This is a genomic window from Arcticibacter svalbardensis MN12-7 (assembly GCF_000403135.1).
Classification (GTDB): domain Bacteria; phylum Bacteroidota; class Bacteroidia; order Sphingobacteriales; family Sphingobacteriaceae; genus Arcticibacter; species Arcticibacter svalbardensis.
Map to the genome: position 1 here is coordinate 1 of NZ_AQPN01000042.1, position 1,801 is coordinate 1,801.

At 49.6% G+C, this 1,801-nt stretch carries 1 rRNA gene; it reads left to right on the plus strand.

Annotated features, from left to right (window positions below):
• The first annotated feature begins 197 nt into the window (after positions 1-197).
• Positions 198-1,717, plus strand: a 16S ribosomal RNA gene (locus ADIARSV_RS04580).
• Positions 1,718-1,801 lie beyond the last annotated feature (84 nt).

Consider the following 1,801-nt stretch of genomic DNA (forward strand, 5'->3'; position numbering starts at 1 on the left):
GAAATATATAAATGCCGCACCGCGACGGGAAGGCAGAAAAGTTCTTTAAAAGAAATGTCTAGTAGTATAACGGGTAACGAAGGTTATCCGTTAGAACAAAAATGATAACAGAGAAATAACCTAGTTGATTCAGCGAATAGCATTAATACAAAACGATTCTATTTGAATAAAATAGGGTCAGAGAACAAAACTTCATTACAATGGAGAGTTTGATCCTGGCTCAGGATGAACGCTAGCGGCAGGCCTAATACATGCAAGTCGAGGGGTATGGGTTGCTTGCAACCCAGAGACCGGCGCACGGGTGCGTAACGCGTATGCAACCTACCTTGATCAGGGGGATAGCCCGGAGAAATCCGGATTAACACCGCATAACATTGCTTTATGGCATCATAGAGTAATCAAATATTTATAGGATCGGGATGGGCATGCGTGACATTAGTTAGTTGGTGAGGTAACGGCTCACCAAGACGTCGATGTCTAGGGGATCTGAGAGGATGACCCCCCACACTGGTACTGAGACACGGACCAGACTCCTACGGGAGGCAGCAGTAAGGAATATTGGTCAATGGGCGCAAGCCTGAACCAGCCATGCCGCGTGCAGGAAGACAGCCCTACGGGTCGTAAACTGCTTTTGTACCGGAATAAACCTTTTCTCGTGAGGAAAGTTGAACGTACGGTAAGAATAAGGATCGGCTAACTCCGTGCCAGCAGCCGCGGTAATACGGAGGATCCAAGCGTTATCCGGATTTATTGGGTTTAAAGGGTGCGTAGGCGGCTTTTTAAGTCAGGGGTGAAAACTTGCGGCTCAACCGTAAGCTTGCCTTTGATACTGAGGAGCTTGAATACACTTGAGGTAGGCGGAATGTGACAAGTAGCGGTGAAATGCATAGATATGTCACAGAACACCAATTGCGAAGGCAGCTTACTAAAGTGAGATTGACGCTGAGGCACGAAAGCGTGGGGATCAAACAGGATTAGATACCCTGGTAGTCCACGCCCTAAACGATGAATACTCGATGTTAGCGATATACAGTTAGCGTCTAAGCGAAAGCGTTAAGTATTCCACCTGGGGAGTACGCCCGCAAGGGTGAAACTCAAAGGAATTGACGGGGGCCCGCACAAGCGGAGGAGCATGTGGTTTAATTCGATGATACGCGAGGAACCTTACCCGGGCTTGAAAGTTACTGAAGTTCCCAGAGATGGGAGCGTCCTTCGGGACAGGAAACTAGGTGCTGCATGGCTGTCGTCAGCTCGTGCCGTGAGGTGTTGGGTTAAGTCCCGCAACGAGCGCAACCCCTGTGAATAGTTGCCAGCACGTTAAGGTGGGGACTCTATTCAGACTGCCTGTGCAAACAGTGAGGAAGGAGGGGACGACGTCAAGTCATCATGGCCCTTACGTCCGGGGCTACACACGTGCTACAATGGATGGTACAGAGGGCTGCTACCTGGTAACAGGATGCCAATCTCATAAAGCCATTCACAGTTCGGATTGAGGTCTGCAACTCGACCTCATGAAGTTGGATTCGCTAGTAATCGCGTATCAGCAATGACGCGGTGAATACGTTCCCGGGCCTTGTACACACCGCCCGTCAAGCCATGGAAGCTGGGGGTACCTGAAGTATGTAACCGCAAGGAGCGTCCTAGGGTAAAACCGGTAACTGGGGCTAAGTCGTAACAAGGTAGCCGTACCGGAAGGTGCGGCTGGAATACCTCCTTTCTAGAGGCTGGATCAACACCCGTTATACTACAAGATAATTTCTTAATGACACACAAGATGGAACCCAGAAGATGAGCCGGTCAG